The 12644-nt window shown below is 63.9% G+C and carries 17 protein-coding genes and 1 riboswitch; of the genes, 6 read left to right on the top strand and 11 right to left on the bottom strand.

Going from position 1 to position 12644, the window contains the following annotated elements; genetic code table 11:
- Window positions 1–13 precede the first annotated feature (13 nt).
- The 5 genes from K3752_RS15890 to K3752_RS15870 all read right to left on the bottom strand — a co-directional run bounded on the left by K3752_RS15890 (window position 14) and on the right by K3752_RS15870 (window position 3327).
- Window positions 14–880: a polyprenyl synthetase family protein gene (locus K3752_RS15890; protein WP_260063769.1), complete on the bottom strand. Its 867-nt coding sequence runs from the start codon at window positions 878–880 to the stop codon at window positions 14–16.
- On the bottom strand, window positions 880–1122 hold the full coding sequence (locus K3752_RS15885; protein WP_170342825.1) for an exodeoxyribonuclease VII small subunit: 243 nt from the start codon (window positions 1120–1122) through the stop codon (window positions 880–882). Before K3752_RS15885 ends, K3752_RS15890 begins: the two co-directional genes overlap by 1 nt.
- A complete protein-coding gene (locus tag K3752_RS15880; RefSeq protein WP_260063768.1) occupies window positions 1119–2045 on the bottom strand; it encodes a histone deacetylase family protein in 927 nt (308 codons plus the stop codon). The genes K3752_RS15885 and K3752_RS15880 overlap by 4 nt, the downstream gene beginning before the upstream one ends.
- Before the next feature lie 71 nt (window positions 2046–2116).
- The gene (locus tag K3752_RS15875) at window positions 2117–2818 is read right to left on the bottom strand and encodes a response regulator (protein ID WP_170405750.1); all 702 of its coding nucleotides are present in this window, start codon (window positions 2816–2818) and stop codon (window positions 2117–2119) included.
- Window positions 2815–3327 carry a MarR family winged helix-turn-helix transcriptional regulator gene (locus K3752_RS15870; RefSeq protein ID WP_170405753.1) on the bottom strand — a complete coding sequence of 171 codons (513 nt, stop codon included), beginning with the start codon at window positions 3325–3327 and terminating at the stop codon, window positions 2815–2817. Before K3752_RS15870 ends, K3752_RS15875 begins: the two co-directional genes overlap by 4 nt.
- A 158-nt stretch (window positions 3328–3485) precedes the next feature.
- On the opposite strand from K3752_RS15870, the gene K3752_RS15865 reads away from it, so the two are divergent.
- From K3752_RS15865 to K3752_RS15850, 4 genes are all read left to right on the top strand, one after another.
- Window positions 3486–4352: a branched-chain amino acid aminotransferase gene (locus K3752_RS15865; RefSeq protein ID WP_170405756.1), complete on the top strand. Its 867-nt coding sequence runs from the start codon at window positions 3486–3488 to the stop codon at window positions 4350–4352.
- A 108-nt stretch (window positions 4353–4460) separates the two neighbouring features.
- Entirely contained in the window at window positions 4461–5411 is a 951-nt protein-coding gene (locus K3752_RS15860) for an AraC family transcriptional regulator (RefSeq protein ID WP_170405759.1), read from the top strand.
- A gap of 109 nt (window positions 5412–5520) precedes the next feature.
- Window positions 5521–5886 carry a hypothetical protein gene (locus K3752_RS15855; RefSeq protein ID WP_093964017.1) on the top strand — a complete coding sequence of 122 codons (366 nt, stop codon included), beginning with the start codon at window positions 5521–5523 and terminating at the stop codon, window positions 5884–5886.
- 186 nt (window positions 5887–6072) lie between these two features.
- A complete protein-coding gene (locus K3752_RS15850; protein WP_093964018.1) occupies window positions 6073–6279 on the top strand; it encodes a hypothetical protein in 207 nt (68 codons plus the stop codon).
- A 4-nt stretch (window positions 6280–6283) separates the two neighbouring features.
- Here the strand turns inward: K3752_RS15850 and cobO are convergent, their stop codons facing one another.
- From cobO to K3752_RS15825, 5 genes are all read right to left on the bottom strand, one after another.
- On the bottom strand, window positions 6284–6883 hold the full coding sequence (gene cobO / locus K3752_RS15845) for a cob(I)yrinic acid a,c-diamide adenosyltransferase (RefSeq protein WP_170342842.1): 600 nt from the start codon (window positions 6881–6883) through the stop codon (window positions 6284–6286).
- Between the two features lie 56 nt (window positions 6884–6939).
- On the bottom strand, window positions 6940–7875 hold the full coding sequence (locus tag K3752_RS15840) for a DMT family transporter (RefSeq protein WP_149774168.1): 936 nt from the start codon (window positions 7873–7875) through the stop codon (window positions 6940–6942).
- A 32-nt stretch (window positions 7876–7907) separates the two neighbouring features.
- Window positions 7908–8582, bottom strand: a complete 675-nt coding sequence (locus tag K3752_RS15835) for an HD domain-containing protein (protein WP_260063767.1) — start codon at window positions 8580–8582, stop codon at window positions 7908–7910.
- On the bottom strand, window positions 8566–9666 hold the full coding sequence (aroC, locus tag K3752_RS15830) for a chorismate synthase (RefSeq protein WP_260063766.1): 1101 nt from the start codon (window positions 9664–9666) through the stop codon (window positions 8566–8568). Before aroC ends, K3752_RS15835 begins: the two co-directional genes overlap by 17 nt.
- Window positions 9667–9760: 94 nt before the next feature.
- Entirely contained in the window at window positions 9761–10201 is a 441-nt protein-coding gene (locus K3752_RS15825) for a 6,7-dimethyl-8-ribityllumazine synthase (protein ID WP_222457749.1), read from the bottom strand.
- A gap of 117 nt (window positions 10202–10318) precedes the next feature.
- Window positions 10319–10473, bottom strand: a riboswitch (FMN riboswitch).
- 54 nt (window positions 10474–10527) lie between these two features.
- Between K3752_RS15825 and K3752_RS15820 the strand changes: the two genes are divergently transcribed.
- Window positions 10528–11142 (top strand): FMN-binding negative transcriptional regulator, encoded by a 615-nt coding sequence (locus K3752_RS15820; protein WP_170391320.1) that lies wholly within the window; start codon window positions 10528–10530, stop codon window positions 11140–11142.
- Window positions 11143–11159: 17 nt separating this feature from the next.
- Here K3752_RS15820 and K3752_RS15815 read toward each other — a convergent pair whose 3' ends face one another.
- On the bottom strand, window positions 11160–11603 hold the full coding sequence (locus K3752_RS15815) for a cytochrome c family protein (protein ID WP_170364034.1): 444 nt from the start codon (window positions 11601–11603) through the stop codon (window positions 11160–11162).
- A gap of 473 nt (window positions 11604–12076) precedes the next feature.
- On the opposite strand from K3752_RS15815, the gene petA reads away from it, so the two are divergent.
- Complete coding sequence (gene petA, locus K3752_RS15810) at window positions 12077–12637, top strand: ubiquinol-cytochrome c reductase iron-sulfur subunit (RefSeq protein WP_093964025.1); 561 nt, start codon at window positions 12077–12079, stop codon at window positions 12635–12637.
- The last annotated feature ends 7 nt before the right edge of the window (window positions 12638–12644 follow it).

Genomic DNA, 12644 nt, shown 5'->3' with positions numbered 1-12644 from the left:
CATCCCTTACGGTTCAGCTTTCACGCGCAATAACGAAGCGGGCGGCGTCCTTCAAGGTTTCGGCCCGTGCTCCGTACCCATCCAACGCGGCGCAGGCCTGATCAATCAGCTCGATCGCGCGGGCCTTGGCGGCGTCGAGGCCCAGCAGGGACACGAATGTCGCCTTGCCCGCCTGTGCATCCTTCTGCAACCGTTTGCCCGCCTTTTCGCTGTCACCTTCCACATCAAGGATGTCGTCGGCGATCTGAAAGGCAAGACCCAGCGCACGGGCATATTGGCGCAATGGGGTCGGATCAGCCTCCGACAGAACCGCACCGGCGCACGCCGACCATTCGATCAGCGCCCCGGTCTTGCCGGCTTGAAGATGCGTGATTTCCGGCAGGGTCAAAGGTTGTTCGGCAGTTTCGGCCGCGATGTCCAACGCCTGACCCAGAACCATGCCTTGCGCACCGCTGGCCTGGGCGAGGGTCAGCGCCAGTTCCGCCCGAACGTCTGAAGATCCGACCTCGGGCCGGGTGCAAAGCTCGAACGCCAGCGCCTGCAAAGCGTCGCCAGCCAGAACCGCGATGCCGTCGTTCCATTGCTTGTGCACGGTCGGACGACCGCGCCGCAGGTCATCATCGTCCATGCAGGGCAGATCATCATGCACCAGGCTGTAGGCGTGCAGCGCTTCGATCCCGGTCGCGGGCCAGATTGCGCAGGTCTCGTCCATTCCGTGCAGCCGGGCGCTTTCCAGCACCAGAAATCCGCGCAGCCGCTTGCCGCCCTGCGTGGCATAGGCCATCGCGCGGGTGACGTCGACATCGTCCAGCGCACCCAGAACCAGATCGAACTGCGCCTGGATCAGCGCAGCATCCTGCACCAGCCTTTCGGAAAACATTACAGGCCTTCGACAGGGGTCGTCCCGGTGGGCTGCCCATCGGCATCCAGCGTGATGGCGGCCACTTTCTCCTCGGCGCGCTTCAACTCGTCCTCGCAGCGTTTCTTCAGCTTGGCGCCGCGCTCGTACAGGGCGATCGACTGGTCCAGCGCCACGTCGCCGCGCTCCAGTTGGCCGACCACGGCCTCCAGCTCTTTCATCGCCTGTTCGAATGTCATCTCTTCAACGGGGGTCTCGGTCATCGGGCTGCCTTCATCAGTTCTTCAACATGGGCGCGTGTGGCCTTGGCCAATGCGTTCAGATCATACCCGCCTTCCAGAGTCGAGACGATACGGCCCCCACACAGCTCATCGGCGATCCGGCACAGCTGTTCGGTGATCCAGGCGAAGTCGTCGGTGGACCAATTCAGATTGGCCAGCGGATCGTCCTGATGTGCGTCGAATCCGGCCGAGATGATGATCAGCTCGGGCTGGAACGCGCGCAGCCGGGGAAAGGCCTGCGCCTCGTAGGCCGCGCGCATCTCGGCTCCGCCGGTGCCGGGGGTCAGCGGGATGTTTACGATGGTGTCATGCGCCCCGGTTTCATCCGGCCGTCCCGAACCCGGCCACAGTGGCATCTGCTGGCTGGTGATCACCAGCGCACGGGCCTCGTCCCACAGCAGATCCTGCGTGCCATTGCCGTGATGCACGTCGAAATCCACCACCGCGACCCGATCCAGCCCGTGATGATCCAGCGCATGTTTCGCCGCCAGAGCGGCATTGCCGAACAGGCAGAACCCCATGGCGGTTTCCCGTTCGGCATGATGGCCCGGCGGCCGAATGGCGCAGAACGCATTCGGCGCCTCACCGCCCAGCACCATGTCCACCGCCCGCACCACGGCCCCCGCCGCCCGATAGGCCGCATCGACCGAGCCGGGCGACATGAACGTATCCCCGTCGATCTGGCGGAACCCTTCGGTCGGGCGGCTGTCACGGATTTCGCGGATGTAACTCTCGGGATGAATCCGTAGCAGATCATCATCCGCCGCCAGCGGCGCGGTCACCCGCTGCAGGTCCAACGACTCCAGCGCATGCAGGATATGTTCCAGCCGGGCCACCCGCTCGGGGTGCCCCTCAGGGGTGACATGACCCAGACAGTCGGCATGCGTCAAAACAGCGGTCTTCATGAATATCCCCCAACTTCATCTGGCCAAAAATATCCTCGCCGAAGGCAAGAAAACGCCGGGCGGCGGCAAAATCAATCCGGCGCCAGCATATATCCCGCACCCCGCACCGTCTGCAGATAGCGCGGCTGCTTCGGGTCCTGCTCGATCTTGCGGCGCAGGCGCGTGATCTGCACGTCCACGGCGCGTTCCTGCGCCTGTCCCTTGTCGCGCCCCAGATCCTCGACCAGCTTCGACCGGCTGATCGGCTCGCCCGGTTGGGCCGAGAAGATCTTCATCAACTGGCTTTCGGTGGCGGTCAGCCGCACCGGCTCTTCGCCCTGCCACATCTCGCCGCGTTCGATGTCATAGCGGATCGGCCCCAGATGCAGGATCTTGGCAGCCGTATCCTGCACGGTGGTTTCCGGCATCCGCCTCAGGATCGCGTTGATCCGCAGCAGCAGTTCCTTGGGCTCGAACGGCTTGGCCAGGTAATCGTCTGCCCCGGCTTCCAACCCGGCGATCCGGTGCTCGGTCTCGCCACGTGCCGTCAGCAGCAGGATCGGCGTGTCGTGCGTCTCGCGCAGGGCCCGGGTCAGGCTGACGCCATCCTCGCCCGGCATCATCACATCCATCACGATCAGGTCGAAATCCAGCCCCGACAGGACCCGTCGCGCATGGGCGGCATCACGCGCCGCCGTCACCAGAAATCCGCTGCGCATCAAGAATTTCTTGAGGAGATCGCGGATGCGTTCATCGTCATCGACGATCAGAAGGTGGGCGTCCACATCGCTCATGAAGTTGAATCCCGCAGTTTCGTGTAAGCCCGACGCATATCAGCATCCATCATCGCTTCAAGAACTTTGCGGAATCCGGCAACCGCCTCGGGGCCGGCATCCTTGTAGGCCGCGCGCATCCGGGCACGCTGGGCGTCCGACAGCTGCGCTTCCAGCGCCTTGCCCTTTTCGGTCAGGTACAGGTGGCGTTCGCGCTTGTCGACGGTGCCGACCCGGCTCTCGACCAGGCCGTCGTCGATCAGCGTGCGCAGCACCCGGTTCAGCGATTGCTTGGTCACCCCCAGAATCGCCAGCAGGTTGTTCACCGTGGTGCCAGGCGCACGGTTGATGAAATGGATCGCCCGGTGATGCGCCCGGCCATAGGCCATTTCGCTTAGGATGCGGTCGGGGTCGGCGGTAAAGCCACGATAGGCGAAGAACATCGCCTCGATCCCCTGGCGAAGCTGTTCATCCGTCAGAAACAACAGGCTTTCTCCGCCAAAGACCGGGGCGGGGCGGATCTCGGACATATCGGGCCTCATTCGTTACACGCCCCGACTTTAAGTCAGCGTTATTGACATTCCAAGGGCGGACAGGTATCGAATCGCAGTTTTTGCGCAATTTTGTGTCCGGGTCGGACCTAAGTGGCGCAACAATCGGAAATGTGACCCGGGTCAGGAGGTTTCGGATGGCGGGATATGACGATCGTGACGGTGTCATCTGGATGGATGGCGAATTTGTGCCCTGGCGCGATGCCAAGGTGCATGTCCTGACCCATGCGATGCACTATGCCAGCTCGGTCTTCGAGGGCGAGCGCGCCTACAACGGCAAGGTCTTCAAAAGCCGCGAACATTCCGAGCGGTTGATCAAATCGGCCGAGGCGCTGGACATGCCGATGCCCTACACCGTCGATCAGATCGAGGCGGCCAAGGCCGAAACGCTTGAAAAAAGCGGCCTCAAGGACGCATATGTGCGCGCGCTGGTCTGGCGCGGTTCGGGCGAGGACATGGGCGTGGCCTCGGCGCGCAACCCGGTGCGCATGGCCATCGCGGTCTGGCCCTGGGGCGCCTATTACGGCGACGCCAAGATGCAGGGCGCCAAGCTGGACATCGCTGAATGGAAGCGGCCCAGCCCGGAAACCATCCCGGTCCATGCCAAGGCGGCGGGGCTGTACATGATCTGCACCATCTCCAAGCACAAGGCCGAGGCCAAGGGTTGTTCGGATGCCTTGTTCATGGATTACCGCGGCTATGTGGCCGAGGCGACCGGTGCCAACGTATTCTTCGTAAAGGATGGCGAAGTGCATACACCGCTGGCCGACTGCTTCCTGAACGGGATCACCCGACAGACGGTGATTCAGATCCTGAAAGACAAGGGCATCACCGTACACGAACGCCACATCCTGCCCGAGGAGATGGCCGATTTCGAACAGTGCTGGCTGACCGGCACCGCGGCCGAGGTCACGCCGGTGGGCCAGATCGGCGAGTATACCTTCGAGGTCGGCGACCTGACCCGCGAGATCGCCAACGATTACGAGCAGCTGGTCCGCAGCTGATCCGACATCCGCGCGGGCGGTGGCCAACCGGCCTTGCCGCCCGTCCGGACCTTGTTGCAGATCGTCCGCAGCGCTGGACGGTCGGGTGCGAATCCGTATCCTTGGCGCATGTTGGACCTGCTCAGCGATATCCTGACGCGCCTTTCCCTGAGGGGCACCCTGTATTTCCGGACCTCGTTCACGCCGCCCTTCGGCGTGCAGGTACCTGCATTCGAAAACGTCGCCCGGTTTCACTTCGTCCAGCGCGGAGAGCTGAAGGTGCATGTGTCCACCACCGGCGAGACCCTGCGGTTGCGGCAGGGGGATCTGATCCTGATCCCGCACGGGGCCGCACATGCGCTGCTGTGCAACGAGGTCCGGCCCGTGGATGCTCTGCCGCTGGAGCAGGTTCTGAACCGGGCCGGCTACAAAGGTGACGGTGTGCTGGTCTATGGCGGAGCCGAGCAGGACCGTGACACCCAACTGATCTGCGGGCATTTCTCGTTTGCCGGTCCGGCCGGGCGGCGCGGCACAGGGCATATGCTGATCGACCGTCTGCCGCCCTATATCCTGATCGAGAATTACGGCGAATCCGCCGGGGCCTGGATCGAGGCGACGCTGCGGATGATCGAATCCGAGGTTGCGGGTGCCCGGATCGGCGGGGACCTGATCGCGCTGAAACTGTCTGAGGTTCTGTTCGCCCAGGCGATCCGCGCCTATCTGGAACATCAAAGCCCCACCGATGCGGCCCTGTCGGGCTTCGCCGATCCACGTATATCACGCGCGCTGGGCGCCTTTCACCGCGACCCGGCCCGCGAGTGGAGCGTGGCATCGCTGGCGCGTGAAGCCGGCATGTCGCGCACGACCTTCGCACAGCTGTTCACCCAGAAGATGGGCGCCACGCCCATGCAATACCTGACCGACTGGCGTATGCAGATCGCCTGCCACGGACTGATCGAAAGCCGCTGGAACGTGGCCGACGCGGCGGCTCAGGTCGGCTATGCCTCCGAGGCGGCGTTTTCGCGGGTGTTCAAGAAGCAGATCGGCCTGTCTCCGGCGGCCTACAGGGCGATGCACTGATCCGGCAAACTGGCGGACGATCTGCAAGGTATTCCAAACGATCTGGGCTGCTACGTTCGGGCTGGCGAACATATCCTTGATCCGCCCTCAATCAAGGAAAGGAAACATCATGTCTCTGCGTTTCGTTACCCGCACCATTCATGCCTATCTGGACTACCCGGTTGCCCTGGCCCTGATGGGGCTGCCTTTTGCCTTGGGACTGGGCGCGTCGAACCCGATTGCGCTGTGGCTGTCGGTGGCCACCGGCGTGGCGGCTTTCGTGCTGACGGTGCTGACGGATCATCACCTGGGCGTCTGGCGCGTTCTGCCCTACAGGTTTCACCTGGCCGTCGATCTGCTGGTGGGGCTCACCTTCCTGTTCGCCCCCAGCCTGTTCGGCTTCACCGGTCTGGATGCGGTCTACTACTGGCTGAATGGCGCCGCCGTGGTGGCCGTAATCTCGCTCAGCGCGCCCGACCAGACAGCCACCGCCTGACCCCTTGCTCCGGCCATTTGGCCGGGGCGAATTTTGGTCTTGAAAAGTCCGACAGAAATTGTCAGTTTTAGCCCAACGCCAGATACCCCGGTATCAAGCCTTTGATTCCGAGACGGCCTGCACGCCAAGCCGTACACCCGCGAGGGCGCGCCACCGTCTCGGAAACGATTTCGGAAAGGCCACGCGATGCGCGACCCGATACTTGAACTTCTGTCCAGTTCAGACCTGCCCCTTGGCAGCGGGTGCTGCGCCGATGGCGACCTGGTGGCCTACCTGGACTGCAAATGCCAGGACGGACGCTGTGACCGGGCGGCCGGGGTTGCGGACGCCCGGATCGCCACTGTCCCGCAGAGCACGCCGGCGGCACCGGCAAGTGGTGCCGTCCCGCGTTGACCGATCAGAAATCGACGCCGCGCTGGGCCTTGATGCCGGCCTGAAACGGGTGCTTTTCCTCGGTCATTTCGGTGACCAGATCGGCATAGTCGCGCAGCGCCTGCGGCGCGTCGCGCCCGGTCAGGAACACGCTAGTCCGGTCCGAGCGGGCCTTCAGCCCCTCGATCACTGCGTCCACCGACAGGTATTCATAGCGCAGGGCGATGTTGATCTCGTCCAGCACCACAAGGTCATAGTCGCCGCTGGCCATCAGGTCGCGCGCCTTGTCGAAGGCGGCGGTGGCGGCGGTGATGTCGCGGTCGCGGTCCTGGGTGTCCCAGGTGAAGCCTTCGCCCATCGTGTGCCAGGTGACCAGATCGCGCTCTTCGAAGAACCGCCGCTCGCCAGTCTTCCATTTGCCCTTGATGAACTGCACCACGGCGACCTTCTGGCCCCAGCCCAATGCGCGGATCACCACGCCGAACGCGGCCGAGGATTTGCCCTTGCCCTTGCCGGTGTTGATCAGCACCAGCCCGCGGCCGGGATCCACGGCCTCGGACACTTTCTTGCGGTGCTGGGCCTGCACCTGTTGCATCTTCTGTTTGTGGTCCTGTGCGTCGCTCATGGCAAAACCTCGTTGATTGTCCGCGCCAACCTAGGCGATGGGCGCGAAAGGTAAAGTCAGGGTTTGTGATCGGTCAGCGACCGCGCCTTGCCGCGTTCCAGACCCAGCTGGTGTTCGCGCCAGATCACCACCGCATTGCCGGCGATCACCAGTGCCGCCCCCAGCAGGATCGCCAGGGTCGGCAGTTCGTCGAACCAGACATAGCCGATGAAGATCGCAAACAGCATCGACGTGTAGTCATAGGGCGCCAGCATCGAGGCCTGCCCGAACCGGTAGGACGAGGTCACCAGAATCTGCGCGACGCCGCCGATCAGCCCCATCGTAATCAGGATCAGCAGCTGGTTCAGGGTCGGCATGGTCCAGCCCCAGAACACGGTCAGCGCTGACAGCAGCGTGGCGGTCATCGAGAAATAGAAGACGATTGCGGCGGGGTGATCGACCTGAACCAGTTGCCGGATGTGGATCTGCACGAAGCCACGGGCCACGGTCGCGCCCAGCACGCACAGCGCGCCGATCGTGGCGCCAGTACCCAGATCGGCCGAGCCCAGCCGGGGCCAGATCATGATCAGCACGCCCAAGAGCCCGATCGCCACTGCGCCGATGCGGATCAGGCGGATGCGCTCGCCCAGCAGCAGCGCCGCCAGGATCAGGGTGAAGATCGGAGTGGCATAGCCGATCGCCGTAACCTCGGGCAGCGGCAGAAGGCTGAGCCCGGTGAAGGTCAGGCCCATGGCGGTGGTGCCCAGCACCCCGCGCCAGAAATGGCCCATGGGTTTCCTGACGACAAAGCCCTGCGCCAGTTCCCCGCGCGAGATCAGCCAAGCCACGATCACCGGCACCGCGAAAAGCGAACGGAAAAACACCATCTGGCCTGGCGGGAAATCCGCCGACAGCGCCTTGACCAGCGCCGACATCGCCGTGAACAGGAACAGCGCGCTGAGTTTCAGCGTCACGGCCAGCACGGGGCGATGAGAGGTCAGGGATTGGGCCATCGGCGCGACCCTGCGCCTTTGCGCGGCAAAGATCAACGGGTCGGATTGGGGCGCGTCCAGCTGTCGGGCAGGGGGCTACCAATCTCTTCGGCGAATTCGGTCAGAAACCGGATCATGCGCCGGACCCGTTGCTGCGCGATCTGCCGTCCGGCCTGGGTCAGCATGTCGTCGGGCAGGGCAAGCAACTTCACCTTCCAGTGGTCGATCGAATAGTGCAGATCGTCCAGCGGCCGGTGCGATGCGAACGGATCGGCCGGATCATAGAGCGTCCGCCCCAAAGCGCCGGACACCGAGAAATTCCGCGCGATCCCGATGGCGCCCAGCGCATCCAACCGGTCGGCATCGCGCAGGATTCGCGCCTCGGGCGTCTCGGGCGGGATGTTGGCGGAAAAACTGTGCGCCTCGATCGCGTGGCGGGTGGCGGCGATCTGGGCATCGCTCAGGCCCAGTTCTCGCAGAACAGGCTCGGACTCCTGGGCCGACCGGCGCGAGGCCAGGTGTCGGTCGGGGTCGTTCTTGGGCAGGTTGACCAGATCGTGCAGATAGCAGGCCGCCAGCAGCACGGTCCTGTCGGTTTGCGCATCGGCGATGGCGCGGGCATTGACCCAGACACGGTCCAGATGGGCCAGGTCATGGGCCGGGTCGGTGATCATCCGCTGCGCGACGACCGCGCGTAGGCGGTCGCGCAGCTCAGCCAATCCGTCCACGGTTCTCACCGATCTGGCCCCGATGCAGCAGCAGGTGGTCCAGGATCACGCAGGCCATCATCGCCTCGCCGACCGGCACGGCGCGGATGCCGACGCAGGGGTCGTGGCGGCCCTTGGTGATGATCTCGGTCTCTTCGCCCGATTTGGTGATGGTCTTGCGCGTGGTCAGGATCGATGAGGTCGGTTTGACTGCAAAACGCACCACGATGTCCTGCCCGGTCGAGATACCGCCCAGAATGCCGCCTGCATGGTTCGAGCTGTATTGCGGGCCGTTCTGGCCCATGAAAATTTCGTCGGCATTGGCCTCGCCGGTCAGTTCGGCGGCGGCCATGCCTTCGCCGATCTCGACGCCCTTGACCGCGTTGATCGACATCATCGCCGCGGCCAGATCGGTGTCGAGCTTGCCATAGACCGGCGCGCCGAGGCCCGCTGGAACGCCGCGCGCCACCACTTCGACCACCGCGCCGACCGAGTTGCCGGATTTGCGCAGATCGTCCAGATAGGCCGCCCAGTCCTCGGCGGCTTGTGCATCCGGGGTCCAGAACGGGTTCTGTTCGATCTGCGCCCAGTCAAAGTTGGCCCGGTCGATCCGGTGCGGGCCGATCTGGGTCATGTAGCCGGTGATCTGGACATTCGGCGCGATCTGTTTGATCGCCTCGCGCGCCAGCCCGCCCGCGGCCACCCGCGCCGCCGTTTCCCGGGCCGAGCTGCGCCCGCCGCCGCGATAGTCGCGGATGCCGTATTTCTGCCAATAGGTAATGTCGGCATGGCCGGGGCGGAACTTGTCCATGATGTCCCCGTAGTCCTTCGAGCGTTGATCGGTGTTCTCGATCATCAGCTGGACCGGGGTGCCGGTTGTCTGGCCCTCGAACACGCCTGACAGGATCTCCACCTGATCGGGCTCGCGCCGCTGGGTGGTGAACTTGTTCTGGCCCGGTTTGCGCTTGTCCAGCCAGTGCTGGATCATGCCCTCGTCGATCTGGACGCCGGGCGGGCAGCCATCCACCGTGGCGCCCAGCGCGGGGCCGTGGCTTTCACCCCAGGTGGTGACGCGGAAAAGGTGTCCAAAGCTGTTCATCGACATGGGGCGTGCTCCTTTGAGGGTCGTGATTAACGGCGAGAGCCTGCCGCCTCAAGCGGATTTGCGGTTGGGGCATCGCTGCCCCAACCCAGTGTGCTTAGGCAGCACGGGTCAGTGCGGCGCGGGTTTCGACGATTTTCAGCGCCGCCCGAGCTGCCTCGCGCCCCTTTTCCACGAAATGCGCGCGGTAGATGGCGTTGTGATGGTCGGTTTCCTGGTACTGGTGCGGCGTCAGCGACACCGACAGGACCGGCACGCCGGTTTCCAGCCCCGCGCGCATCAGCCCGTCAACCACGGCCTGCGCCACGAAATCGTGCCGGTAGATGCCGCCATCGACGACAAAAGCCGCGCAGGCCACGGCGGCATAGCGGCCCGTCCGGGCCAGGTCGCGGGCCAGCAGGGGCATTTCAAACGCGCCCGGCACGTCGAACACATCGACCTGATCGGCGGGGATCAACTCCAGAAAACCGTCCAGCGCGCGGTCGACGATATCGGCATGCCAGTTGGCTTTGACGAAAGCATAGCGGATGTGTGTCAACGTGATCTCCTTTCAGCTTGGTGGCCTGCTGGCGGGTGCGAAGGGTTTCGCGGCCAGCGCGGCATGACACGTCACCCAAGGCGATCACGGACAGACGCGCCCTTGGCGAGGCGCGCTGCTCGTTCTCTTTCATCCGGACTTTAACCGTCGGCTCTGGCCTCTCACCAGATCTGCTGACACTCTGTCGGTTGAATGACAGAGCCGCTCGCGGGCTGGCGGGTCTGGGCCCGCATACCGCCGGTGGGGAATTCCGCCCCGCCCTGAGAACGGCGCGACCTTGCCAAGCGTGCGCGCGATCTGCAAGACCTGTCTGCAGGAGGACGGTCATGCACCCCAACCCAGCCTTTCGCGCCGAGGACCGCGCGCGCCATGTGGAGTTTGCCCGCAGCCGGGGATTCGGCGTACTGGCGCTGTCGGTCGACGGCCCGCCATTGATCAGCCATGTGCCCTTTCTGCTGTCCGAGGATGGCGCGGTGGCCGAACTGCATCTGGTGCGTTCGAACCCGATCGTGCGGGCGCTGGCCAACCCGCAGGAGGCGCGGATCGCGGTTCAGGGGCCCGACGGCTATGTCTCGCCCGATTGGTACGGGGTCGCGGATCAGGTGCCCACATGGAACTATGTGGCGGTCCACCTGACAGGCCGGCTGGAATTGCAGCCCCAGGACCGGCTGCGCGATCTTCTGGATCGGCAATCGGCCTTTTTTGAGCAGCGGCTGCAACCCAAACCGCCCTGGCGCGCCGATAAGATGGACCCGGCGGCGCTGGAGCGGATGATGCGCATGATCGTGCCCTGCCGCATGCAGATCACCCAGATCGACGGCACCTGGAAACTGAACCAGAACAAGCCCGAGGCGGCGCGACTGGCCGCGGCCGAGAATGTCGAGCAGTCCGGGATCGGCACCGAGCTTGGTCAACTGGCCGCCCTGATGCGGGACAGTTGACCGGCGCCGGGTTGGGTTCAGTCGGTGAACGTGGCCAGATAGGCGGCGATATCCTCGGCACCTGTCTTCAGCTTGACGCTCATGTTCGGGCGGGCGGTCTCGTCCTTCAGGAAGTCCTGGATGAACCCGATCGGGTCGCGGGCGTAGGCGGCAATATTCTCTTGCGTCCAGACCAGGCCGTTTTCACCGGCGCGGATCATGTCATCGGTGAACATGCCGATGGGCAGCCGTTCACTGCCGTTCAGATAGTCGTTTTCGGTTCCGGCGGCCCTGCCGACCACACCATAGAGATTCGGGCCGGTGATGCCGCCTTTGATCAGAACCTCGCCATCCTTGATGATGGCGTGACAGGATGAGCAGCGGTTGTAGAGTTTCTCGCCGCGCGCGGCGTCGCCTTCGGCGGCGGCGTGGTGTGCGGCGGTGAACGCGAGCAGCAGAATGGAGTTTTTAAACAAAGTCATTTGGGTCCTCATTCAGGTCGGTCGCGCGCCCGCCGCCTTTGCTTGAAAAACCCCGGGGTCGCAACCGGGAAATTCATCGCAACGCAACCGAAAAAATAATTTCAGAATAGATGTTTACATGAGTTCTCTGGGCCCGAAGCCGCGCGGTCCGGTTGCTGTCATGTTTGCCTCGTGCCGGGTACCCGAGTGAACAGGTGCTCGGCCGGGCTAGGGGCGATAGCCGTGGCGAAGGGTCAGAGAATCACCTGCGAAGTGATTCGCGCCTTCGAACGGCGATTTTCGCAACATCCGAGGAAGTTCTTGAAAAATGACCCCTTCATTGTGACATGAATGCCCAGATGCGGCGTAGTGCGCGCCTATGACCGCTGGACGAACCGATTTCCGCCAGCTAGATACCCGCGATGAGACGCCGCTTTGATGCGGTGCTGATGCATGTTTGCCCGTAGCCGGGCGCTGGAATCGGAGAAAACCTCGTGTCCCACGCAGAAGACCACGAAGGCACCCGCAGAGATTTCCTCTACTACGCCGCCGGCGGCGCAGGTGTCGTTGCAACGGGAGCCGCCGTGTGGCCCCTGGTCAACCAAATGAACCCCTCGGCAGACGTTCAGGCGCTGTCCTCGATCCGCGTGGACGTCAGCGGCGTCGAGATCGGCACCCAGATCACGGTCAAGTGGCTGGGCAAGCCCGTCTTCATTCGTCGCCGTACCGAAGAAGAGATCAACTGGGGCCGCGAAGTGCCGCTGGAGGATCTGCCGGATCAGAACGACCGGAACGAAAACAAGCCGAACCTGCCCGCGACCGATGAAAACCGGACGCTGGACGAAGCCGGCGAATGGCTGGTGATGATGGGCGTCTGCACCCATCTGGGCTGCGTTCCTCTGGGCGACGGCGCTGGTGATTTTCACGGGTGGTTCTGCCCGTGCCACGGATCGCACTACGATACGGCGGGCCGTATCCGCAAAGGTCCCGCTCCGGAAAACCTGCATATCCCGGTCGCCGAGTTCCTCGACGAAACCACCATCAAGCTGGGTTAAGGAGACG

Source organism: Ruegeria sp. B32, assembly GCF_025141855.1.
In the GTDB taxonomy this organism is placed as follows: Bacteria; Pseudomonadota; Alphaproteobacteria; order Rhodobacterales; family Rhodobacteraceae; genus Ruegeria; species Ruegeria arenilitoris.
The sequence above is the reverse complement of the archived record's forward strand: the minus strand, read 5'-3'. Positions and strand labels throughout refer to the sequence as shown.